Here is a 24462-nt window from a genome sequence, read left to right on the forward strand (position 1 = left end):
AGCCTCCTTTTACTGCACTTTTTTTTGTAATTCAGATAAAATATTTAACGCTTCGAGTGGCGTTACACTTAACAGATTTAAATTTTTAATATCATTCACCACTTCAACTGATTCAGGTGTTTCTTCTGAAAACAATGATAGTTGTGCCGCATCTTCTGTTGATGTTATTTCTTTTTCAAAAATTAGATGTGCGTCACTAACTTCTGTTGTATGAACTGCTTGTGATTCAAAATTTTCTAATAAATCAGATGCTCTATGTAGTAAATTCGTTGGTAATCCTGCTAGTTTAGCTACATGAATCCCGTAACTTTTATCAGCTGGACCTTCCATCATTTTGTGTAAAAAGACGACTTCACCATTTTCTTCCACTGCTCCAACATGACGATTGCTAACACCTTTTAATTCTTGTTCAAGTGTTGTAATTTCATGATAATGCGTAGAGAAAAGAGTTTTAGCTCCCACATATTCGTGAATATATTCGATAATTGCTTGAGCTAATGCCATTCCGTCATACGTTGCAGTTCCACGACCTAACTCATCAAATAAAATCAAACTATTTGGTGTCGCATACTGCAATGCTTGATTTGCTTCCATCATCTCAACCATAAACGTACTTTGTCCTGATATCAAATCATCTGATGCCCCAATTCGGGTAAAAATCTGATCAAAAATAGGTAAAACTGCTTTTTCAGCGGGAACAAAACAGCCAATTTGAGCCATAATAACTGTTAGAGCTAGTTGCCTCATATAGGTACTTTTTCCTGACATGTTTGGTCCAGTTATTAGTAAAATCATCGTGTCTTTATCCATCTCAATACTATTTGGCACATATTCTTGACTGCCTAATACTTTTTCAACAACCGGATGTCTTCCATTATCTACTTGAATAATCGATTGATTCGTTGTCATTTCAGGTCGAACATATTGATATGTTTCACTAATTTCAGCAAATCCTTGTAAAATATCAAGTGTTGCCACAGCTTTTGCGAGTGACTGCAACCGTTCAATTGACTCTTTGACCGTTTCTCTTACTTCTAAGAACAAACGATATTCTAATTCTTGTGATTTTTCTTGTGACTCTAAAATTAGTGTTTCCATCTCTTTCAACTCAGGTGTAATATATCTTTCTGCGTTGGCTAGTGTTTGCTTTCTTTCATACCGATCAACTGGTACATCTTGAATATTACTTTTTGTCACTTCAATAAAATAGCCAAATACTCGGTTAAATTTAATTTTTAATGTTTTTATGCCTGTCGCTTGGCGTTCTTTGGCTTCCATTTCGGCTAACCATTGTTTGCCATTTTTCATAGCATCACGGTATTTATCTAACTCATCATTAAAGCCATCTTTAATAACATTCCCCTCAGTAATCGATAAAGGGGCTTCTTCATTAATTGACTCACTAATAATCGCAACTAAATCATCTATTGGTGTAATTTGTTCTAACAATGTACCAAACTGACCATTATCTAATCCTTGAATGATATTTTGAATCATCGGAATTTGCTCAAGTGATTGTTTTAATTGAAGCAAATCACGCCCATTAACTGTCCCAAATGCCACGCGTCCGGCTAATCGCTCTAAATCATAGACATGGCGTAAATACTCTTTTAAATCCATTCGCTCAAAATAAGCTTGAGTCAAACTTTCAACCATTTCTTGCCTCTCTTTAATAGCTGATAACTTTAATAAAGGGCGATCAATCCATTGTTTTAATAAACGCCCACCCATCGCTGTTTGGGTTTCATCAAGTAGCCAGAGCAATGTGCCTTTTTTATCTTTTGATCGAATGGATTGCGTTAATTCTAAATTATATTTAGAGTAATAATCCATTTTTAAAAAGTGACTTGGCTCATAGACTTGAGCTTGCTGTAAATGACTTAACTGTCTTTTTTGTGTGTTGGAAAGATACGTTAGTAATATCTGTGTTGATAATTTGGCTAACTTATCCTCTATTTTTTCCATCAAATAACTAAATTCAGATTCTATTTCGCCTATCGTTTGAGGTGACTGAACAATCGATTGTGATTCAAGCCACTCTAATAACGACTGTGGCAAGTCACTTCCGATTACGATTTCTTTCGTTCTTAACCCACTACACTCATTTTGAACTGTCTCTTCATCTAGCAATGTGGCAACATTCATTTCCCCTGTACTTAAATCCGTATAAGAAAAACCATAGCGGCCACTAACCTCATCATAGACAATCGCTGTTAAAAAATTATTTTGCTTTGCATCGGTTTCTTGCTTTCCTAGCGCAGTCCCTGGTGTGACTAACTGAACGACTTCACGTTTCACCATACCTTTTGTGGTTTTAGGATCTTCAACTTGCTCACAGATTGCCACTTTATACCCTTTTTCAACTAAAATATCAATATAATTGGCAGCAGAATGATGGGGCACCCCACACATTGGTATCGGATTTTCTGCATTTTTATTTCGACTAGTTAGCGTTAATTCTAATAATTGAGATACCTTTTCTGCATCCTCATAAAACATTTCATAAAAATCACCCAAACGATAAAATAAAAAAGCGTCTGGATATTGCGCTTTGATTTCAAAATACTGCTCCATCATTGGCGTATGTTTTGTTTTTTGTGGCATACAATCACTTCCCTACTCTTTTTCATTTAATAACTTTTCTAATGACTCGTTCACTTGCGATTGCAATAAAGACGTTAAATGATGCAACAAATCATTGGCTTCAACCAAACACTCCCTATATTCAAGTACTAGTGGATGATGATCAAATGCTTCTTGCAGTTCATCGGCTTGTCTTAACATTTCTTTTTCAGCATTTGGTTTGTCATAGTGAGCAAACTTCACTGCTTCTTTTTGCAGCTGTTTGATTTGTTCCACCATCTCTTTTAATCCATCGTGTTTATCAATTTTTTTCTCTATTCTTTTATAAGCTTTTATGGTGTCGTGATCTTCTAAACTCTCTAACAAGATAGATAAAGACTCATTTATTTGTGCATCATAGACTTCTCTTTTCTCCATCATAAAAGCCCCTTTCTTATTACACTATTCTCTAAACGGACTATCTGCACTAATGGTATTTGCTTCTATTTTTTTCGCTTTTCCTGTCTTATCATCAATATCAATCACACAATAAGATAAGATTGAACGCCCACTTGTAACCACTTCAAAACGATGTGGCAAAGCGGTACGAAACTTTTCAATAACAGCTGTTCTTTCCATACCTAAAATACCATCATATGGCCCTGTCATCCCAACATCTGATAAATAAGCTGTTCCTTCTGGCAAAATACGTGCATCATTTGTTTGAACATGTGTATGTGTCCCAACAATAGCAGAAACACGTCCGTCTAAAAACCAACCCATTGCTTGTTTTTCACTCGTTACTTCTCCATGAAAATCAATAAAAATATGAGATGTTCTTTGTGATGCTTCTTCAACTAATTTATCAATCACATCAAATGGATCATCTATTGGTATCATAAACGTTCTTGCTTGTAAGTTAATGACGGCTAACTCAATCGTATTTACTTTGACATAAACAATCCCTTTTCCAGGTGTTGTGTCTTTTGGAAAATTCACTGGTCGAACCATTTTTTTTGCGTCCTGTATAAACTCAAAAATATCGCGATTATCCCAAGCGTGGTTACCCAAAGTCACCACATCTGCCCCATATTGTAAGATTTCTTTGTATATTTTTTCTGTAATCCCACGACCTGCTGCGGCATTTTCACCATTCACAATCGTGACTTGGGGATGATATTTTTTCTTTAACTTTGGAAGATAGGTGCCTAAGGTTTCTCTTCCTAATGACCCGACAACATCTCCAACAAATAATAAACGCATTTATTTTCCTCTTTTCTAATTAGCTACCTATATATTTTAACAAGTTTCAAACCTAAATAAAAGAAATCAAAATTTTTTCTATCTTTCATTCTATTATTTTTATGTTAGAATGGAAAAAATAGTGTTTCTTGAAAGGGTGAAACATCATGCCAAACACACTACTTATCTTCGGAGGAAGCGGTTTTATTGGACAAAAAATTTGTCAAAAAGCGATAGAACAAGGCTATCACGTTTACAGCATTTCAACGCACGGTAAACCTAGTATAAATGAAAAATGGGTACATCATGCAAACATGACTTGGATTGCCAGTGATGTAGTAAAACATGACACTTGGCAAAACGATATTCCAAATTCTATTCACTATTGCATTAATTTAATTGGCATTTTAAAGCAAACAACGAAACAAACCTATGTTAATAGCATTATCAAACCAAATGACATTATTAGTAATTGGGCAACAACAAAGCAGATACCTTATCTGTTTCTCTCAGCAAAATTTGGGCCGTTAGGCTATATCAAAGCAAAAAAAGAAGCTGAATCTTTGATTATCTCTCAAGACAATCAAAATACTATTGTTTATTCTGGTTTAGTAACGGATAAAAACCATCTCTTAAAACAAACACAAGGCGTTTTATTGAAACTCGGTGCTAAGACACCTGTGCTTTCTCATTGGTGTAAACAAGTTTATCCAATAGACGTCAATCATTTGGCATGCGCCATTTTAAATGTCGTGAAGTCACCTAGTAAAACAAGTAAGTATGTTGATTTAACACAATAAAGGAGTGCGTTAACGTGAATATTTTAATTACGGCAGGAGGAACATCTGAAGCAATCGATTCAGTAAGAAATTTAACCAATCATGCAACAGGTTCGTTAGGGAAAGTAATAGCAGAAACATTTGCTGAATATGTTGATACTATTTTTTATGTTCATGGACCAAAAGCAGTCCTACCAAGTAATCCAGCTATCAAATTTTTTCCTATTGCTTCTGTTAGAGATTTAGAAAAAACGATGCAAGACATTTTAACTACGACACCTATCCATACTGTCATTCATAGTATGGCTGTTAGTGATTATGAGTTAGACTATACGACATCGGAAATTGACATAGCAAAAAACTTAGCCGATATGATATCAACTAAATCCCCTTCAACTAAAGATGAACTAGAAAATTTAATAAAAATAGCTCTTACTTCTGACGTATTAGCATCAAATACTGGTGAGAAAAAAATACGTTCAACTTCTGAACAACTCATTATTGCATTAAAAAAAGCACCTAAAGTAATTCACTCTATAAAAAAATGGCAACCAACCACTCAATTAATTGGGTTTAAGTTATTAGTTGGTGTGAGTGATGCTGATTTAGTAGCTGCTGCAACCGACAGTATCAAAAAAAATAAGGCTGACTACATTGTAGCCAATGACTTAGAAAATATTTTAGCAGATAAACACGAAGCCTTAATTATTAATCATCAAGGGATCAAAGAGAGATGTCATACGAAACAAGACATTGCAAACACACTACTGACATTGATTAAACAGGAGGGATAAACTTATGCCAAAAGTATTATTAGGAGTTTCTGCGAGCATTTCTGCCTATAAAGCAGCTGATATTATCAGTCAATTAAAAAAACAACAAATCGACGTCGAAGTAATTATGACAAAAAATAGCACACAAATAATTCCACCACTAACCCTTCAAGTGCTATCAAAAGAAACAGTCCATACAGACGTTATGTATGAACATAAACCAAGTGATATTAATCACATTGATATGGTAAAACGTGCGGATTTATTTTTAGTTGCACCTGCTACTGCTAATATTATTGGGAAAATGGCTAATGGAATTGCAGATGATATGCTATCTACCACAGCTTTAGCTGTCCATGATATTCCCAAATTGGTTGCTCCTGCCATGAATACCTATATGTATACAAACCCTGCGATGAAGCGTAATCTCACACAACTAGAAGAAGATGGTTACACGATTATTGAACCAAAAGAAAGTTTACTAGCTTGTGGTGATTATGGTAAAGGTGCCTTAGCTGATGTTGAGGTTATCGTTGATATAATCAAAAAGCAATTAATCAAAAAATAAAAAGGAGTTTCATTGTGAAAACAAAACGTTTAACACTTACCGCTATATTTTTAGCAATCATCATTTTATTTTCTTTTACACCACTAGGGTTTATCAACTTAGGTTTTATAAAAGCTACACTCGTACACATACCTGTTATTATTGGAGGAATTGTCTTAGGACCAAGAATCGGAGCATTTTTAGGGTTATCATTTGGATTACTGAGTATGACAATTAATACCATGACGCCATCTGCTTTATCATTTGCTTTCTCTCCATTTATACCAGTCATTGGGACAAACAATGGGAGTTTATGGGCAATTGTCATTGCGCTTATTCCTAGAATATTAACTGGTGTTGTCCCTTATTTTGTCTATAAATGGCTAAATTCAACTAATAAGCTACCTGATAGACTATCGCTCTTTATATCAGGTATTGCTGCTTCAATGGTTAATACACTTCTGGTTATGAATTTAATCTATCTATTATTCCAAGATGCCTATTCTCAATTAAAAGGGGTAGCCATCGGAGCTGGTCTTTATAAAGCTGTTTTAAGCGTTATTTTTATTAATGGTGTCCCAGAAGCATTAGTAGCTGGTATTGTAGTAAGTGCTATTACTGGCGTGTTGTTGAAAATCTATCAAAAAGGTGGACAACATCTATAGAAAAAATCGTTGTTTTTTTGAACAATTATGATAGAATAATAACTGACTTTATTATGAGACATAACCCGTATATCACTTACGCTTGCTTATGTACTTGTATCAGTCTACCCCACTTTAACCAAAGTGGGGTTTTATATTTAAATTAATCTACTAAAGAACAGAACATTTCCCTTAACTAATTAAAAATATAAAGTGCATTAACATGGTTGTTCTAACATCATTAATATTTTTCAAGTTTATTAATTGTCTGTCTCACTACTTTTCTAGGTGGTAAATATCTTCCTGATTCCTCATATCGTGTTGCTTTTAAATCCAATTGACCTATATTTGATAATTGACTCAACTCAGATAATGACATTCCATTTTTCTCAGCCAAATGCCACATATAATTTAATTCTTTTTGCCGTTTAATAGAATAATATTTTGCAACAGATAACATGGTTAGGTAAGCTATCATTAACCACATTTTTCCAGATATTAATAATACAACACAATAAATCCCAATCACTAGATATAAATAATATATTTTTTTCATTATTATGATACCTCCTTCTCTCTATTAGTATAACAAAAAAACTCTTACTTTTTCGTAAGAGTTTTAGTAAGTCATAATCATATCATCTTCATCATTTTCTGGATTTTTTGCTTTTATCTCAATCACTAGTTTATGTGGTAAACAGATACTGGTTTGGCCCACACGACTAATCCAACTTGTCATGACTGCTATTTGATCAGGACTATTGTCTTCTTTTACTCGAATACGTGTGCCGTCCACTTCCACTATATTATATTTATCTCCACCTGGATAATACGTTTTTTCAAAATGTTTGGTGTCCTCATTTAAATCAAACCGATCAACTTCTTTACCATTGATAGTTACAATAGCTATTGTGCCACTATCGTCTTTTTCTTTTGCTTGACTCATTCCAAAAACCACATACGGAACAAATGACAACACAACCAAACAAATGATTACAACGCCATCCATATATCGCCATTGTTTTTTTAATTCATGCCATAATTTCATCTTTTTATTTCCTTTCAAGCACTACTCTTAGTAAGATAACGTTAATTTCAAAAATCGTCAACTTTTTTATTTAAATATCTTTTTATGTACTTGTGAAAAAAACATCAATATTGCTATTTTTAAAACTTTTATCTATAATTGTTTGATACAAACTCTAGGAGGAATTACTGTGTCAAAGTATCAAGTATTATTATATTATTTATATGTCCCTATTGAAAATCCTGAAGAATTTGCCAAAGAGCATTTAGAATTATGTAAATCATTTAATCTTAAAGGTCGTGTATTAGTTGCCAAAGAAGGCATCAATGGTACTCTGTCTGGTCTAACTGAAGACACACAACGTTATATGGATTACATGCATGCTGATGAACGTTTCAAAGATATTTTCTTTAAAATAGATCCAGCTGACGAGCAAGCGTTCAAAAAAATGTTCGTCCGTCCTCGTCCTGAACTAGTCTCTTTAAAATTAGAAGATGATATCAACCCGTTAGAATTAACTGGAAATTATTTATCACCTCAAGAGTTTAAAGAAGCTATTTTAGATGAGGATACCATTGTCATTGATGCAAGAAATGATTACGAGTATGATTTAGGTCACTTTAGAGGAGCTGTTCGTCCAGATATTCGTACATTTAGAGAATTGCCTCAATGGATCCGTGATAACAAGGAAAAATTTATGGATAAACGTGTTGTGACTTACTGTACAGGAGGCATTCGTTGTGAAAAATTCTCTGGTTGGTTAGTTCGCGAAGGTTTTAATGATGTTGGCCAATTACATGGCGGTATCGCTACTTACGGTCGTGATCCTGAAGTTCAAGGTGAGCTATGGGATGGAAAAATGTATGTATTTGATGAACGTATTAGTGTCCCTATCAACCACGTTGATCCTGTTGTCGTCGGAGTTGATTGGTTTGATGGCACGCCTTGTGAGCGTTATGTCAACTGTGGTAATCCAGAATGTAACCGACAAATTTTATGTTCAGAAGAAAATGAAGCAAAATATGTTCGTGGTTGTTCTCATGACTGTCGTATTCATGAAAGAAATCGTTACATCACTGAAAATAACATTACACCAGAAGAATGGATTAAAAGAATTCATGACTTAGGTGAAGAATTTGATGTTGAAAGAATGGAAACAGTTGAGTGATCAATAAATATCTAAAGGAATCTTGCATTTTGCAAGATTCTTTTTTATATAAAAAAGCCACTAGTTTTCACTAGTGGCAAAAAGGAGTTATTTATTTACTTTGGAGGAGTAAATAAAATGAAAAAGTTTGTTAGGGTTGTTTTGTTGGTATGCTTATATACTAACCTCTTTTTATGAAAAAACGATGTCCTTTTTCATGCTTTTTGTGACCTTTTACTTAAGAAAACGTAAAGAACATCCCACATAAAAAAGCCACTAGTTTTTACTAGTGGCAAAAAGGAGTTGTTTATTTACTTTGGAGGAGTAAATAAAATGAAAAAGTTTGTTAGGGTTGTTTTGTTGGTATGCTTATATACTAACCTCTTTTTATGAAAAAACGATGTCCTTTTTCATGCTTTTTGTGACCTTTTACTTAAGAAAACGTAAAGAACATCCCACATAAAAAAGCCACTAGTTTTTACTAGTGGCAAAAAGGAGTTGTTTATTTACTTTGGAGGAGTAAATAAAATGAAAAAGTTTGTTAGGGTTGTTTTGTTGGTATGCTTATATACTAACCTCTTTTTATGAAAAAGCGATGTCCTTTTTTATGCTTTTTGTGACCTTTTACTTAAGAAAACGTAAAGAACATCCCACATAAAAAAGCCACTAGTTTTTACTAGTGGCAAAAAGGAGTTGTTTATTTACTTTGGAGGAGTAAATAAAATGAAAAAGTTTGTTAGGGTTGTTTTGTTGGTACACTTATATAGTAATATCAAACCATGATAAAACAATGCCTTTTTTTATTAGTTTATTTAAACTTTTACTTAAGAAAATATAAAGATAAATTCCTCTCTACTTTTCTTTATATAATTTAAATCCTGGAATAGTCAGCATGATACATAAACTTACTAAGTAAATAGCCGATAAACACACCACTACAGCTGTTAGGGAATAATTGTCCATTAAAAAGCCAATCACAACAGAAGAAAAACCACCAATTGCGCGACCTAAGTTCATAATCACATTATTAGCTGTCGCACGTATTTCAGTTGGGTAAAGTGAACTGATTATTGCACCGTATCCACCATACATACCATTAATAAAGTAGCCAACTAACATCGTTGACAGTAGTAAACTCCATTGACCTTTTGACAATATAATCAGATAAACTGATAAAGACGAAAAAATCAAAAATAATCCAAAAGATAATTTAGGGCCTAACTTATCCATCACCGTTCCAAATGTTAACATCCCTAAACTCATACCAAAGATAGTACTAATCATCCACAATGACGATCCTGATACAGACAAGCCTAGTTGTATTTGCATAATAGATGGTAACCAGTTCATCAACCCGAAATATCCCGCAATTTGGACCGTTACCATTAAAGTTAGTCCCACCGTTTGCCAAGTCGTTTGAGCGTCTTTAAATAATAAAGATAATGTTGGTTTTTCACCACTTTCTTGACGTTCTTTAAAACTTTCTGGCTCTGTTAGCCCTCTTCGAATAAACAAGACAAAAAATATTGGTAAAACACCTATAACATACAACATCTTCCAACCTAGTACAGGAATAATCAATGAGGCTAAAATAGCCGCAACAATTGCTCCTACTTGTCCACCAATCGCAACTACCGACGTTGCTCTTGCTAAGTTTTTCTTTGAAAATGTTTCTGAAACAAGTGACATACATGCCCCATACTCTCCACCTGCTCCCACACCTGCAATAAAACGGAATAAATAAACCAAATAAATATTTGAAGCAAAAAACATCAACAATGATGCCATAGAAAAAGTAACAACTGTATATGAAAAGACTTTAACTCTTCCTATTTTATCGGCTAAAAGGCCAAAAAAAATACCACCTGCCAACATGCCCAAATTAGTAATAGTGGAAATAAATCCCGCTTGAGCACTTGTAACCTGTAGTGATGAAATAATAGATGATAATGAAAATGCTAAAAACATGATATCCATGTTCTCTAACCCGATACCTGCTGCTGTTGATACTAAAACTTTTCGTTGATACTTAGACACGAACAATCGCTCCTTCTTTTAACCATTTTTACTATTAAATCATAATTATTCACAAAAAGAAAGAAAAATTTTCGTTTTTTATTATTTTGTTTTTTACAGCAATTAAAAAAGACATCAAACACCTCTTATTAGATGTTTGATATCTTTCTAATTATTTGTCATAAATAATCGTTACAGGTCCATCATTTTTTATATCAACTAACATATCCGCTCCAAAAATACCTTCTTTAACTTCTAGTCCTTCTTGACGTAATCGTTTATTAAAGTAATCATAGAGTTTACTTGCCATATTCGGATGACCTGCTTTAGCAAAACTTGGACGATTACCCTTTTTAATATCTGCTAATAAAGTAAACTGTGAAATGGATAAAATGCTACCTTCAATTTGATGGATATCAAGATTCATCTTTCCATCGTCATCTTCAAAAACTCTTAGTTTACTTATTTTTTTTGCCAGATAATCTGCTTCTTCTTTCGTATCTTCTTCTGCAATACCAACTAAAAGCATATATCCTTTTTTAATACTCGCTACTTTTTTGTTATCTATTGAGACACTTGCTTCTGATACACGTTGCAATACTACTCGCATACTGTTCTCACCTACCCTTTTGTTCGCTTCACGCTATGAACGTCTGGTATATTTTTTATCTTATCAACAATTTGTTCTAGATGAGCCAAATTACGAATACTTATTGTTAAATGGATGACACCCATTTTATTCTTAGCTGTCTTTGCTTCTACACTCATCAGTTTTTTAGTATTAGCATTCACAACGAGTAGCACATCATTTAATAATCCTGAGCGATTGTAGCCGTAAATTTCTAAATCAGCATTGTACTCCGTTTCACTATTGGCTGCTGTATCTTCCCACTCAACTTCAATTTGACGCTCTTTTACTTCAGGAGAACTATTCATATTTGGGCAATCCTTACGGTGAATAGACACACCCCGACCTTTTGTAATGTAACCAACAATTTCATCACCTGGTACAGGATTACAACAACGACTAATTCGGACTAATAAATTATCCGCACCCTGAATAACGACGCCACCTTCATGGCGAATTTTCATTCGATTAGCTTCTTTTTTCTGTGCAGATTGTTTCATTAATTCTTCGTTTTCTTCTTGTTGCTTTTTAATGCCTCGTTCTTTACGTTCTTTTTCTGTTAGACGATTAAACACAACTTGTGCGGTGATTTCACCAAAACCAACAGCCGCATACAAATCATCTAATTGCTGGAATGCAAATTTTTCTAATGCATCATCAACTTTTTCTTTTGTTAAAAAATCTTTGGCGACAAAATCATTGTCTTCAAACATTTTTTCAAGTTGATGTTTTCCTTTATCAATGTTTTCTTCTCTATCACGAATTTTGAAGAATCGTTTGATTTTATTTCTGGCTTTACTTGTCACCACCATATTAACCCAATCTTGACTAGGTCCAAATGAATTTTGAGAAGTTAAGACCTCAATGATGTCCCCGTTTTTTAGCTTATAATCAAGTGGAACCATCTTACCATTAACTTTTGCACCTGTAGTCTTATTTCCGACTTCAGTATGGATATTATAAGCAAAATCAAGGGGGCCTGAGCCTTTCGGTAATTCCGTTACGTCTCCTTTTGGTGTGAACACGTATACTTTATCACTAAAGATTTCACCTTTAACATTAGCCATAAACTCAGAGGCATCATAATTTTCATCTTGTAACTCAATGATTTCACGAAGTAGACTAATTTGGTTAGCATTATTATCCGTTTGTTGCTCTGTTTTTCCTTCTTTATACGCCCAATGAGCTGCTACCCCAAACTCGGCAATTTGATGCATCTCATGCGTTCTAATTTGAATTTCAATTGGACTACCATTAGGTCCAATAATTGTGGTATGGAGTGATTGGTACATATTTGTCTTAGGTACTGCAATATAATCTTTAAATCGTCCAGGAAGTGGTTTCCACTTTGTATGAATTGCGCCTAAAACAGCATAACAATCTTTAATTGAATCAACAATCACACGAATAGCTAATAAATCATAAATTTCAGAGAATTCTTTTTTCTTATCATGCATTTTACAATAAATTGAATAGATATGTTTTGGACGACCATAAATTTCACCGTAAATTCCCAACTCTTCTGTCGCTTCTCTAATCTCTTCTACTGCTTGAGCGACATATTGTTCTCGTTCACCACGTTTTGATTTCATCAAGTGAACAATGCGATAATATTGACGAGGATTCAAATAATGAAGAGAGCGATCTTCAAGCTCCCACTTAATCAAACTAATCCCCAATCGATGAGCTAAGGGAGCATAGATTTCCAAGGTTTCCTTTGCAATACGTCGTTGTTTGTCTTCTCTTAAATGATTCAGTGTTCGCATATTATGAACTCTATCTGCTAGTTTCACCATAATCACACGCAAGTCTTGTGACATGGCTAATAACATTTTACGATGATTTTCAGCGAGTTGTTCTTCATGTGATTTGTATTTAATTTTCCCAAGTTTTGTCACACCATCTACTAGCATGGCAACGTCTGGACCAAATTCTTTTTCCAAGTCTTCTAACGTAACATCTGTGTCTTCCACCACATCATGTAGAAACCCTGTGGCAACAGTATGAGGATCCATGTTTAATTCAGCCAAAATCCCTGCTACTTGGATGGGATGAATAATATATGGCTCCCCTGATTTTCTAAATTGTTCTTTATGTGCTTCTCTTGCGTAATCACTTGCTTTCTCAACAAATGCAACATGCTGAGGGTTCATATAAGTCGATACCATTTTTATTACTTCTTCAGCGGTCAAATCTTTTTCTTTTGGCATATTTTCCCCTCCTTATGAAAAAAAAGTACCACAATAGTACTTTTTAACTTAATTCTATTACTCTTATTATAACGCACTTAATTCACTATTTTCAATTTATCGTAATTTTTTTATTTGTTTATTCTTCACATAGTTCCCATTGATAACTCATAGCTGATAACGCGTAAAGTGGTGCTGTTTCAGCTCGTAAAATACGTGGCCCTAACGCACAACTTTTAACGTCATACTCTTCTAATATCTTAATCTCTTCTGGTGTTAAACCACCTTCTGGACCAAAAATAATCAGTAAAGACTCACCAAGGTTACAAGCCGATAATGTGGTAGTAAACTGGCTTTTCTCACCTTGCTTACTAGACTCTTCATAAGCCACTAAACAATGAGTGAAGCCCTTTGATTTTTCCAATAACTCTTTAAAAGAACGATATAGTTGGATATCAGGCACAACTTGTCTATGGGATTGTTCAGACGCTTCTTTTACGATTTTTTCCAATCGTTGCGTTTTCTTAATTCGTTTTTTCTCATCCCATTTGACGACAGACGTTTTTGAAGGAAAACCGATTAATTCATTCATGCCAAGCTCCGTACCTTTTTGTGCGACTAATTCTAGTTTATCGCCTTTAGTATACCCACAAGCGATTGTCACATTGACTGGCATCTCTTTTTTCATCTCTTCTTTTGAGACTTCACTAAATATAATCGTAGACTCTTCTATAGACACAATGATTGCTTTGATGGCCACTTGGTTTTGAAAGACTAAAAAGCATTCATCATCTACTGTCATACGCATCACATGTTTCGCATGATGAAAATCATCTCCAACTAATTCAAACGTTTCTTGTCCCTCATAATCATATGGCAAAAAATAACGTTGCATGTTTAATCCTCCAATTGTTTTTTAACAATGATGGCATACCAATCTTTTTGTTTAAATAATTGATCCACAATAAACTTTTCTTTTTCTAATTCTTCTAAAATCATTGGTACCTTGTCTTCAATAATTCCTGAAATAATCAGTGTTCCGTCATCTTTCAGGCAACGATGCGCATCTTTTAACATCAGCACAATAATGTCAGCCAAAATATTTGCCACAATGACATCCGCTTTTTTATCAACACCATTTAATAAGTCATTAGCCGAAACATGTACGTCTTTTGCAATAGGATTTAATGCCATGTTTTCTTTTGCGGAATTAACCGCAACCTCGTCTAAATCATAAGCAAACACATCTTCTGCTCCTAAAAACTTACTCGCAATACTTAATACGCCAGATCCTGTCCCCACATCTAATACCATTTCTCCCCCCCGAAGAGTCACTTCAAGCGCTTGTAACGTCAAACGTGTGGTTGGGTGTGTTCCTGTTCCAAATGCCATCCCTGGATCAAGATAAATGATATGTTCATCAGGATTGTTTGGTGTATACTCTTGCCACTCAGGGACGATCGTTAAATAACGACTAATATTTACTGGATGATAATATTTTTTCCAAGCAGTCGCCCAATCACTTTCTTCTACTTCAGAAGCTGTGATGCTATATTCACCAATATCTAACCCAAAAGAAGCTAGTTCTTCTACTTTTGGTTGAATACTAGGAATAATTTCTGGTAAAAATAACGTTTCTGGGAAATAAGCAATCACTTCTGCCCCTTCTTTTCGATGAGAAAATGTCTCCTTATCTAGAATCTCACCAAAAGGGTCACTCTCAAAATTTACTAAGTCCATCGCGTCTTCTATCGCAACACCATTAGCTCCTGCTTCCATTAAAATACTTGATACTGCTTCTACTGCCTCACTGGAAGTAATAACAGATAATTGATTCCACTTCATTGTCTAATCTCCCTTTTAATACTTTGGATAAGCTACCATAGCTGTCTCGTCATTATTTTTTTTCATCTCTTCAAATGCCTCATCATTCCACACTAATTCAAATGTTTCAATGGTTTCATCATTTAAAAAGTCTAGTAAATCATCTTGTCCATTCACTAACACTTCTGCCAAATAGTTTGCTAACGCTGTGATATCTCCTTTTGTCATCCCTTTTTTACGATTAAATGGAATCATAGCTAAATACTCTAACTCATCAGGTACTTCTTTATCATCAGCATATAATACTAAGCTGTCTTCAAATTCAATCACTTCTTCTTCAGATTGTGTTCCTTCTTCATCTTCAATGACATCATTTAATTTGTTTTCAGCAAATAATACGATAGATACTTCAATTCGGTGTTGTCTGACATCCCAATCAATAGCAAAGTCAAATTCTTCTAAGACTTTTTCAAGTTGTTTTTCTAATTCTGTTAACATATTGTCTTTCATTTTTTCACACACTTACACTTTCTTTGTATTGTCTCTCCTATCATACAAAAGTTGGTAGCATTTGCCAATACTAAACCTATGTTATAATGAGTTTATTAAAGGGGGAAGACAGATGAATAAACCTCTCGCTTATCGTATGAGACCAAAAACAATTGATGAAGTTGTTGGCCAAACCCATTTAGTTGGTGAAGGAAAAATCATTCGCCGCATGGTTGATGCTAAACAATTATCTTCTATGATTTTATATGGCCCACCTGGAACTGGAAAAACAAGTATTGCTAGTGCGATTGCAGGCTCAACTCACTATGCTTTTCGTATGCTAAATGCTGCAACCGATAGTAAAAAGGATTTACAAATTGTTGTAGAAGAAGCCAAAATGAGTGGAACACTTATCTTGTTACTAGATGAAGTTCATCGACTTGATAAACCAAAACAAGATTTTTTATTGCCTCATCTAGAAAATGGTCGGGTTATTTTAATTGGTGCGACAACTGAAAATCCCTATATTTCAATTAATCCAGCTATTCGAAGTCGAACACAAATTTTTGAAGTCAAACCTCTCAATGAAGAGGATATCAAACAAGCGATTGAACGAGCCTTAACAGACAGTCAAAATGGTTTAGGTGATTTGGATGTGACAGTGACTGATGAAGCCATGACACATTTAACACGTGCAACAAATGGTGATTTAAGAAGTGCGCTAAACGGTTTGGAACTTGCTGTAAAATCTACTAAATCTAATGATAAAGGAAAAATAGTTATTACATTAGAAGTGATAGAAGAATGTGTGCAACGAAAATCTCTCACGCATGATAAAGATGGAGATGCTCATTATAATGTGATTTCCGCCTTTCAAAAAAGTATTCGTGGAAGTGATGTGGATGCTGCCTTACACTATATGGCAAGACTAGTCGAAGCTGGGGATATGATGTCGATTTGTAGACGACTTATGGTGATTGCGTACGAAGACATTGGTCTAGCTAATCCAGGAGCTTGTGCAAGGACTGTGTCTGCTGTTCAAGCAGCTGAAAAATTAGGGTTTCCTGAAGCTCGTATTCCACTTGCTAATGCTGTGATTGATTTGTGTTTATCACCAAAATCAAATTCAAGTATTGTCGCCATTGATAACGCATTAAGTGACATCAGACAAGGAAATACAGGAGACGTGCCTGATCATTTGAAAGACTCACACTACAAAGGTGCTGAAAAACTAAATCGAGGTGTTGATTACAAATACCCACACAGTTTTGATAATCATTGGGTTAAACAACAATACTTACCAGATAAAATAAAATATGCCACTTACTACGAACCTGTTCAAACAGGGAAATACGAAATAGCTTTAGGAAAACAATGGGAATGGCTAACTTCACAAAAGAAACGTCAGCCCTAACAATTGAAGAATCTAATTTCCTGTGATATTATATAACTATAATATCTGTGATGTACGCAGTATCCCCATTAGTGTTGACCGAACAAATCGTTTTACTTTGGGAATCAACGAGTATTTATTAAAAACAGGCCTTTTCATTTGGTAGTTTGAGATATTTACAGCGATTCCCACCTGCATTTTTTAGCGGGTTCAACCATCAGGGATACAAAACGGCATCGACGGATATTTTTTTGCGTTTAAAATGAAAAGGTTGTGATACGTTGTATAAATTTATCCTTATAATTTTTGCTTTTATTTTATGTATAATCAGTTATTTTTTATCAAAAAAACAAAAGGCTTTGTTAGTTGTCTTTACAGAAAAAAATCAACCAATATTAAAAAAATTTTCAATATCACTTCTTTTATTAGCAATTATTGGCATAATTATTGGATTATTTTTTGCAACAAAGTTAACTAGCTTAGTTTTCATCATTATTGTACTTTGCGTATCGGCTGTATTTAGTGTAATATTATCTCAAAACATTCACTAAGGGGAGTATGGATTATCATGCAAAAAGAATACAAAAAAATATTGGTCGCAATGGATGGATCAAAAGAATCAGAACGTGCACTAAAAAAAGCAGTGCATGTAGCCAAACGAAACGATGCCACCCTTTATATCGCTCATATTGTTGATATGCGCGCATTTGAGACTGTTTCATCTTATGACGAGACACTTGCAACAAATGCTAAAAAAGAGGCTGATGAAGCCTTAAAACAATATATTGAGTATGCTCATGAGCATAATTTTGACAAAGTGGAAACAGTGATTCGCATCGGTGTGCCCAAAATCGTCCTATCAGAAGATTTACCAAAAGAATTAGGAATCGACTTAATTATGCTAGGAGCGACTGGGTTAAATGCTATGGAGAGAATTTTACTTGGCTCTGTATCAAGTTACGTCTCTATACATGCCAAAAGTGACGTTTTAGTTGTTCGTACAGATATGGATAATAAAACAATAAAATAAATTAATTAAACAAAAAAGCTGGGATCACCTACTTTAGGATCCCAGCTTTTTTGTTTAATTAATTTATTTTTTTAACGCTTCAACATCTCTAGCAATCATTAATTCTTCATCCGTTGGAATTAAAAATACTTTAACTTTAGAATCATCTGTCGAAATAACACGTTCTTCCCCACGAATATTATTTTTATCAGCATCGATTTCACAGCCGAAAACACTTAAGCCGTCAATAATATTTTTACGAATTTCGATAGCATTTTCACCAATACCTGCTGTGAAGACAATAGCGTCAACACCATTCATTGTTGCAACATAACTACCAATATATTTACGGATACGGTCTTCAAAAATTTCAATCGCTACTTTAGCTTCTTCTGTTTCAGATTGTTGTAAGTCACGCATGTCACTTGAAATACCTGATAAACCTAATAAACCAGATTTTTTGTTTAAAATCTCAACCATTTCTTTAATATCAGTAATGTTTAATTTACCCATTAAATATTGTAATAAAGACGCATCAATATCACCTGAACGAGTTCCCATTGTTACACCAGCTAGTGGAGTGAATCCCATTGATGTATCAATTGATTTACCACCATCAACTGCTGTAATAGATGCACCGTTGCCTAAATGACAGGTAATAATTTTTGTTTCTTCAATTGGTTTGCCTAACATATCTGCCGCACGTTCTGCTACATAACGGTGACTAGTTCCATGAGCACCATATTTTCTAGCTCCATATTTTTCATAGTATTCTGTTGGAATGCTATATAAATAGTTTACTTTAGGCATTGTTGTATGGAATGATGTATCGAATACTCCAACATTTAATGTGTTTGGTAATAATTTTTGGAATACACGAATAACCTTTGCTTCTGCTGGATTGTGCAATGGAGCAAACTCTGCTAAATCATCTACTAAAGCAAGAGCTTCATCATCAATAATTGCTGACTGTTTAAAGTGCTCTCCACCTGCTACAATACGATGTCCTGCACCGGTAATTTCTTCAAATGAGTCAATAATATTTAATTCAGTTAATTGTTCTAATAACATATTAATGGCAATTTCATGATCTTCAATATCTTTAATCACTTCATATTTTTTATCTTCACCATATTTAATCGTAAAAATTGAATCATTTAATCCAATTCTTTCCACAATTCCTTTAGCGATAACTGTTTCTTCCGGCATTGTATATAATTGCCATTTTAAACTTGAACTTCCAGCATTAATTGCGATTGTTTTTGACATGTTTATTTTCTCCTCTATTTTATATTCGATTCGCACCATTGACGAAACTGATTGACAAAGTTTAATACACTTTTATTTTCCTTTAAAGATGGTAACTCTGCTAGTAATACCTCTTGGGCTTGCTTAGCTTTATTTCCTTTGTTTTGGACAAGTACAATCGATTTTCCTAAACTTTTTTGACTAAAAAGAGTTTTTGGTAACTGTAATATACCTTGCAGATAAACTTCTTCAACTAACCATTTTTTAAGAGAATCAGCTTGTTCAGTTTCTAGGAAATTATTTGGCACTAAGAATAGGCCAAAGCCGTCCTCTTTCACATACTTCATACTCTGTTCCATTAATAAATGATGTGCATAACTGTGTTCAGTAGCAAAAGATGTCATGAAGTCTTTTGCTACATCATCTTTTGGGTAATACCCAATCGGTAAATCAGCAACTGCTACATCTAATGGTTCCATAAGCAATGGCTCTAAAGAATCTTGATGAAATAACTCTGCTTCTAATCCTAACCAATTTTTATTCACAGCAGCTACTTCTAATAATAACTCATCGATATCAACACCAATTCCTTTAATATTAGTATAACCGGCTACGCTTAAATTGCTTAAAATTGTATAAAGTAGATTACCCATACCAACAGACAAGTCCCCAACAACCATATCGTCTTGCTTATCTTTCATCAATTGTTCAATCATATAAACAAATAAAAAGCCAATACCATCTGGTGTTAGTTGATGATTTGCTTGAAGTGGTTCCACTTTTAATCCACTAAGTAATGTTAACTGAGTGATTTTTCTCTTTTCTTCAGTTGACAACGTCATGCCTAATAACTCTTGATAATACGCTTCAAGCTGTTTAACTGCTACTTGATTTGGAACATTATCAATAACACGAACGCTACCACCATCCAATAAATTCTCTCCGTTTTCGACATAAGCATCAAAAAAAGATGTATCCAGTTCTTGCTGAAGCAATTTCACAGATTCATGCATATTTTTAAAGCCCATCTCCACATTCGTTTGAGACAATTGTGTCACCTCTTCCTTGTCTTAATTCACAAATCCCTTACTTTCCTATTCTATCGAAAGCACTTGGATATTTCAAGGTATTAAAACTGAAAATGATAGGGTTTTTTGGAAGTTTTGATAGCCTTTACTTAATCTTTACAAAAACCTGTCGTTTAAAACCTGTATTTAAATCAATAAAAATAGTAACATACGCACCATACTTACTTTTTTCAAGTTGCACTGTTCCAATATTATATTCAATTATTTTTGATGTATTATCTTCCATTTCTAAAGCGTAATTTCGATATTTTTCTTCTAGAATATCTGCTAAATAAGCATCTGTTGCTTGTTTTATAACAAATTGTTTATGTTGATAATCATCGATAAAATATAATGTCGTTATTGTAAATAATAAAAGGACTGCTAAAAAAGGAAGAGCAATACTTCCTTCTTTATTTTTTAAGAAAGTAAACATATCGCTCCCCCTGTAATGTAATCAGTGTCATCTCAATTAAAGAATCAAGTTCGACAAATGTTGCTGATTTCAAACCAACTATAATAGGCTGAAATCCTGGTTTTTTTCGTAACTTGTCCTCATACATATCAAAAATAATCCGTTCATCTGCTTTTCCATCCACTGCTTTTTTATAAACTAATTCAGTTGGTTTTACTTCTAACAACGTTAAAGACTCAATTTCATGCTCTAACTGTCTCTTACCAATATGTATTTCTAAATATGAAGCATTTTCTTGATAAGCCCATAATTGATTTATTTGTTTAATAAACGGCATTAAAAACAATAACAAACCCACCAGAAGACTTAATGCTATTAAACACTCTAACAAAGTAAAGCCATCATTTAATTCGCATCTAAAATCATTATCTCTAAAATTGTTCCTTCTTTTTCTATAATAAAAGAGTCCTCACTACTTTCTATTAATTGAATCTTTTGTCTAACTGCTTTCTCTTGTAATCCTTGTTCATCAATTTTAGTTTCTATATATTCCCATTCTTTAGCAAAAATCGCTAACTCTAAATATAATTGATTTTGATTTTCTTGTTGCCTTACAAATAATATTATTTGTATCATAAACAAAATACCAACTGTTAATATAAATAAAGCTAACAAACTCTCGAATAATAAAAAGCCATCATTGCCTTTCCACATATTTAAACACCTTACTACTTCCTAATTGAACAATATAGTCAATCTTTGTTTGTGTTGATTGATCAAAAAAAGTGAACGTTTCCAATTTACTAGGACTTGCTGTTCCAGCTTGTAACTCAAGAGAACTTTCTCTCATAATGAGTAATGGTTTCTCTATGTAAAGAAACTCTTCCTTCTTTTGGCCTTTTAATGTGTAATTAAATATGATTCTCTGTGAATCTTTATCTGCAAATATTTTACTACTTTCCTTTTCTATCACTGCACTATGCTGACTTTTTTCATATAGTCTTTCAAACATTATTAATTGTGAAGCAATCGTCTTTTGTTCTTTCCACTTTTCTATTTTGATAATTGGTAGTAATCCAAAAATACTGATAATAAGCAACACACATAGGCATTCCCATAAAGTAAACCCATCATTACTCAACTTTAATGCCTATTTTTTCTGCCTTATCTTTTTGGTCTTTTGAAATATACCCACCTTGTACTAACTCATTTAAGTCTTTTGGTCTTTCATTATTATCTAAATAATACATTTCTGTTTGCGTTTGAATGACTTTACTTAAAGCATCATCACCTTGTTTATTAATACTAGCTTGTTGTTTAGAAAGATTTGGTACAAATAAAATAATTAATACAGCAATAACTAGTAATACGATCAACATTTCCAGTAACGTAAATCCATCATTCTTCTTTTTTAGTTTCTGTAATAGTTTCAATAAAAATCCCCCATTCCATTATATATTGGCAATAATAATGAGCCATAAACGGACACAATTAATATGGCAATGATTAAAAAAGTTATTGGTTGAAGCAATTGAATCTTTTTCTCACATTCTGTCATAAAATTCTCCCACTCTCGTTCGCCAAAAATGGTTAATTCTTGTCCAAGTCTCCCATGAATTTCACCTTGTCTAATAAGCCACGTCAGTTCTGGTTTCAAAAAACGCCATTGGCTAATCGGTTCATCAATAAAAATACCTTGTTCCAATTTTATTTTTATTTCTTTTGACATCTCTTGCATTAATTGTGAATACCCTTTTTGTTGCATAACCAATACAACCTCTTTAAATTCCATTCCTTGTGATAATAAGTTCCCCCATTCAGTTGCAAACAATGATGTATAGTAACTGGTTAAAAGTTTTCCAATAACAGGTAATCGAGCATAAAGCATCAGTTTCTTTATTTGCGAATATCGATTTAACTGGTTTACTACTAAATACCCAGATAATATCAAAGTACTAATGAAAAATAGGCCATATTTCAATCCCTTATCAATCAAACTAAACATCGATGGTGTCGCAGGATCTTGTGATAGTTCTGAAAGCTGCGGCAATATCACCCACTTCATTCCAATAATTATCCCTATTAAAAAGATTAATAACAAAATAGGATAGCTTAATACTTTTATCATTTCTTTTCGCTGCTTTTGTCGTTCTTTCATTTGTGAAGACATTCTCTTTAATGTTCCAACTAAATCCCCATGAACTTCTGAGAATTTAATTGGCGCTAACTGTTCTTTTGAAAAACCTACTCCCAGTAAACACTTCGCTAAAGACTCACCTTTTAGTAGTTTTCTTTCAATATAATTCAATTGTTTCCCTTGTTTGAAAGAAATAGTCTTCATGAATTGAATACTTTGTTCCAAACTAAACCCATTTTCTAACAAATTACCTAATAGATAGATAAACTCATATTTTTCTTGATGATTATACGGTTTAATTTTTATAGATTTGATAAGTTTTTTGTGTGATTTTCTTTTCATAATAGGCTTTTTGTAAACTTTTTTCCCACTCATCTTCTCCTTCTTTATAAAACATGTCATATAACACTCCATAATTTTTTCCTGATGTTAACGGTAACATCTCTTGATAGACAATTCCTTGTACACTTTGATTCATTTCTTCTCTAGGAATCCCTAATTCGATTAATCTTTCCTCAACTCCTTTCCTGTTTTTAGCATGTATAGTTGAAAAGACTAAATGTCCCGTTAAAGCTGCTCTCATAGCCATTTGTGCTGTTTCTGTATCTCTTATTTCTCCTATCATCAAGCAATCTGGTCGATGTCGTAAACATACCTTAATCAGCTCCTGATACGTTAAACCGATTTTTTCATTGACTTGAAATTGGAGACAATCTGTATCCTCTATTTCCACTGGATCCTCTATCGTGATAATATGTTTTTTTTCCTGATGAATTAAGTATTGCATCAATAAATGCATCGTAGTTGATTTTCCCGAACCTGTAGGACCAGAAAATAAGAATAAGCCATTGCGTGTAATTTGTTTTTTTATTTTTTCAATTTGATTATTATCAACAAACTGAAGACTTTTACTCGACATCGGGTATAAAAAACGAATCACAAGTGTTTCACGATTCAAGAAATCACCTACAACAGATAATCGAATCCGAAAGGTTTCTTTTTTAACTTTAATAGTCGTTCCACCCATCTGAACTTTACGCTTTTCGGCAATATCCATTCCTGCAAGATATTTAAAATATAAAATTAATTGTTCAGCTGTTTTATAAGATAATAAATCATAACTTGTCATATCATGATGCTTCCGAAATGATACGTCATACATTGATGAAGTTTTAGGGAGAATATACAAATCACTCACTTGGTTTTTATAACCAACTTCCAATAATTTTTTAGCTAGTTTTTTCATATTTTTTTCCTTTCTCATCTTTAATATTTGCTTTTTTAAAAAAATACTCTGAAAAAACCAAAAAAAAAAACAACCAGAAT

Annotated in this window: 26 protein-coding genes, 1 other RNA gene and 1 pseudogene; 8 read left to right on the forward strand and 20 right to left on the reverse strand. The window is 33.6% G+C overall.

Features of this window, described 5'->3' with window-relative positions; all coding sequences use genetic code 11:
* Window positions 1-9: 9 nt before the first annotated feature.
* From mutS to MN187_RS08130, 3 genes are read right to left on the reverse strand one after another with little or no spacing between them, the layout of a single operon-like run.
* Window positions 10-2604 carry a DNA mismatch repair protein MutS gene (mutS, locus tag MN187_RS08120; RefSeq protein ID WP_242093793.1) on the reverse strand — a complete coding sequence of 865 codons (2595 nt, stop codon included), beginning with the start codon at window positions 2602-2604 and terminating at the stop codon, window positions 10-12.
* A 12-nt stretch (window positions 2605-2616) separates the two neighbouring features.
* On the reverse strand, window positions 2617-3000 hold the full coding sequence (locus MN187_RS08125) for a YlbF family regulator (RefSeq protein ID WP_242093795.1): 384 nt from the start codon (window positions 2998-3000) through the stop codon (window positions 2617-2619).
* A gap of 24 nt (window positions 3001-3024) precedes the next feature.
* Window positions 3025-3825 (reverse strand): TIGR00282 family metallophosphoesterase, encoded by an 801-nt coding sequence (locus MN187_RS08130; protein WP_117973326.1) that lies wholly within the window; start codon window positions 3823-3825, stop codon window positions 3025-3027.
* Between the two features lie 146 nt (window positions 3826-3971).
* Here MN187_RS08130 and MN187_RS08135 point away from each other — a divergent pair, with 146 nt between their 5' ends.
* The 4 genes from MN187_RS08135 to MN187_RS08150 are packed head-to-tail and all read left to right on the forward strand — an operon-like array spanning window position 3972 to window position 6568.
* Entirely contained in the window at window positions 3972-4604 is a 633-nt protein-coding gene (locus MN187_RS08135; protein WP_117973327.1) for an NAD-dependent epimerase/dehydratase family protein, read from the forward strand.
* Between the two features lie 14 nt (window positions 4605-4618).
* Window positions 4619-5377 carry a phosphopantothenoylcysteine decarboxylase domain-containing protein gene (locus MN187_RS08140; RefSeq protein ID WP_158559444.1) on the forward strand — a complete coding sequence of 253 codons (759 nt, stop codon included), beginning with the start codon at window positions 4619-4621 and terminating at the stop codon, window positions 5375-5377.
* A gap of 4 nt (window positions 5378-5381) precedes the next feature.
* Complete coding sequence (locus MN187_RS08145) at window positions 5382-5924, forward strand: phosphopantothenoylcysteine decarboxylase (RefSeq protein WP_241699473.1); 543 nt, start codon at window positions 5382-5384, stop codon at window positions 5922-5924.
* A gap of 11 nt (window positions 5925-5935) precedes the next feature.
* Window positions 5936-6568 carry an ECF transporter S component gene (locus tag MN187_RS08150; protein WP_117973330.1) on the forward strand — a complete coding sequence of 211 codons (633 nt, stop codon included), beginning with the start codon at window positions 5936-5938 and terminating at the stop codon, window positions 6566-6568.
* Window positions 6569-6788: 220 nt separating this feature from the next.
* On the opposite strand, the gene MN187_RS08155 is transcribed toward MN187_RS08150, so the two are convergent.
* Together MN187_RS08155 and MN187_RS08160 are read right to left on the reverse strand one after the other, a co-directional pair.
* Window positions 6789-7103: a hypothetical protein gene (locus MN187_RS08155; RefSeq protein ID WP_117973331.1), complete on the reverse strand. Its 315-nt coding sequence runs from the start codon at window positions 7101-7103 to the stop codon at window positions 6789-6791.
* Window positions 7104-7166: 63 nt separating this feature from the next.
* Window positions 7167-7595, reverse strand: a complete 429-nt coding sequence (locus MN187_RS08160) for a NusG domain II-containing protein (protein WP_117973332.1) — start codon at window positions 7593-7595, stop codon at window positions 7167-7169.
* A gap of 169 nt (window positions 7596-7764) precedes the next feature.
* On the opposite strand from MN187_RS08160, the gene trhO reads away from it, so the two are divergent.
* Entirely contained in the window at window positions 7765-8742 is a 978-nt protein-coding gene (gene trhO / locus MN187_RS08165; RefSeq protein ID WP_117973333.1) for an oxygen-dependent tRNA uridine(34) hydroxylase TrhO, read from the forward strand.
* A gap of 831 nt (window positions 8743-9573) precedes the next feature.
* On the opposite strand, the gene MN187_RS08170 is transcribed toward trhO, so the two are convergent.
* From MN187_RS08170 to MN187_RS08195, 6 genes are all read right to left on the reverse strand, one after another.
* On the reverse strand, window positions 9574-10758 hold the full coding sequence (locus MN187_RS08170; protein ID WP_117973334.1) for an MFS transporter: 1185 nt from the start codon (window positions 10756-10758) through the stop codon (window positions 9574-9576).
* Window positions 10759-10909: 151 nt separating this feature from the next.
* Entirely contained in the window at window positions 10910-11347 is a 438-nt protein-coding gene (gene dtd, locus MN187_RS08175) for a D-aminoacyl-tRNA deacylase (protein ID WP_117973335.1), read from the reverse strand.
* Window positions 11348-11358: 11 nt separating this feature from the next.
* Window positions 11359-13575, reverse strand: coding sequence for a RelA/SpoT family protein (locus MN187_RS08180; protein WP_241699475.1), 2217 nt, complete (start codon window positions 13573-13575; stop codon window positions 11359-11361).
* Between the two features lie 118 nt (window positions 13576-13693).
* Window positions 13694-14449, reverse strand: coding sequence for a 16S rRNA (uracil(1498)-N(3))-methyltransferase (locus tag MN187_RS08185; RefSeq protein WP_117973337.1), 756 nt, complete (start codon window positions 14447-14449; stop codon window positions 13694-13696).
* Window positions 14450-14451: 2 nt separating this feature from the next.
* Complete coding sequence (prmA, locus tag MN187_RS08190) at window positions 14452-15399, reverse strand: 50S ribosomal protein L11 methyltransferase (RefSeq protein WP_117973338.1); 948 nt, start codon at window positions 15397-15399, stop codon at window positions 14452-14454.
* 15 nt (window positions 15400-15414) lie between these two features.
* Window positions 15415-15888, reverse strand: a complete 474-nt coding sequence (locus MN187_RS08195; protein ID WP_117973339.1) for a DUF3013 family protein — start codon at window positions 15886-15888, stop codon at window positions 15415-15417.
* Between the two features lie 112 nt (window positions 15889-16000).
* Here MN187_RS08195 and MN187_RS08200 point away from each other — a divergent pair, with 112 nt between their 5' ends.
* From MN187_RS08200 to MN187_RS08210, 3 genes are all read left to right on the forward strand, one after another.
* Window positions 16001-17281, forward strand: a complete 1281-nt coding sequence (locus MN187_RS08200; protein ID WP_117973340.1) for a replication-associated recombination protein A — start codon at window positions 16001-16003, stop codon at window positions 17279-17281.
* Between the two features lie 39 nt (window positions 17282-17320).
* A non-coding RNA gene (gene ssrS, locus MN187_RS08205) (6S RNA) lies at window positions 17321-17510 on the forward strand.
* A gap of 318 nt (window positions 17511-17828) precedes the next feature.
* Window positions 17829-18290, forward strand: coding sequence for a universal stress protein (locus MN187_RS08210; RefSeq protein WP_117973342.1), 462 nt, complete (start codon window positions 17829-17831; stop codon window positions 18288-18290).
* A 63-nt stretch (window positions 18291-18353) separates the two neighbouring features.
* On the opposite strand, the gene MN187_RS08215 is transcribed toward MN187_RS08210, so the two are convergent.
* The 9 genes and pseudogenes from MN187_RS08215 to comGA form a co-directional block, all read right to left on the reverse strand.
* A complete protein-coding gene (locus MN187_RS08215) occupies window positions 18354-19538 on the reverse strand; it encodes an acetate/propionate family kinase (RefSeq protein ID WP_117973343.1) in 1185 nt (394 codons plus the stop codon).
* Window positions 19539-19552: 14 nt separating this feature from the next.
* On the reverse strand, window positions 19553-20566 hold the full coding sequence (locus MN187_RS08220) for a class I SAM-dependent methyltransferase (RefSeq protein ID WP_370448238.1): 1014 nt from the start codon (window positions 20564-20566) through the stop codon (window positions 19553-19555).
* 124 nt (window positions 20567-20690) lie between these two features.
* On the reverse strand, window positions 20691-21020 hold the full coding sequence (locus MN187_RS08225) for a hypothetical protein (RefSeq protein ID WP_117973344.1): 330 nt from the start codon (window positions 21018-21020) through the stop codon (window positions 20691-20693).
* A pseudogene (locus MN187_RS08230) lies at window positions 20998-21396 on the reverse strand (competence type IV pilus minor pilin ComGF); the annotation flags it as partial. The gene MN187_RS08225 and the pseudogene MN187_RS08230, both read right to left, overlap by 23 nt.
* Window positions 21397-21404: 8 nt before the next feature.
* Window positions 21405-21713 (reverse strand): hypothetical protein, encoded by a 309-nt coding sequence (locus MN187_RS08235; protein WP_242093797.1) that lies wholly within the window; start codon window positions 21711-21713, stop codon window positions 21405-21407.
* Window positions 21697-22140: a type II secretion system protein gene (locus tag MN187_RS08240; RefSeq protein ID WP_117973347.1), complete on the reverse strand. Its 444-nt coding sequence runs from the start codon at window positions 22138-22140 to the stop codon at window positions 21697-21699. Before MN187_RS08240 ends, MN187_RS08235 begins: the two co-directional genes overlap by 17 nt.
* On the reverse strand, window positions 22133-22378 hold the full coding sequence (gene comGC / locus MN187_RS08245) for a competence type IV pilus major pilin ComGC (RefSeq protein WP_117973437.1): 246 nt from the start codon (window positions 22376-22378) through the stop codon (window positions 22133-22135). Before comGC ends, MN187_RS08240 begins: the two co-directional genes overlap by 8 nt.
* Before the next feature lie 50 nt (window positions 22379-22428).
* Entirely contained in the window at window positions 22429-23511 is a 1083-nt protein-coding gene (comGB, locus tag MN187_RS08250; RefSeq protein WP_158559446.1) for a competence type IV pilus assembly protein ComGB, read from the reverse strand.
* The gene (gene comGA / locus MN187_RS08255; RefSeq protein WP_242093800.1) at window positions 23432-24382 is read right to left on the reverse strand and encodes a competence type IV pilus ATPase ComGA; all 951 of its coding nucleotides are present in this window, start codon (window positions 24380-24382) and stop codon (window positions 23432-23434) included. The genes comGB and comGA overlap by 80 nt, the downstream gene beginning before the upstream one ends.
* Between the last annotated feature and the right edge of the window lie 80 nt (window positions 24383-24462).

The organism is Vagococcus sp. CY52-2 (assembly GCF_022655055.1).
Lineage (GTDB): Bacteria > Bacillota > Bacilli > Lactobacillales > Vagococcaceae > Vagococcus.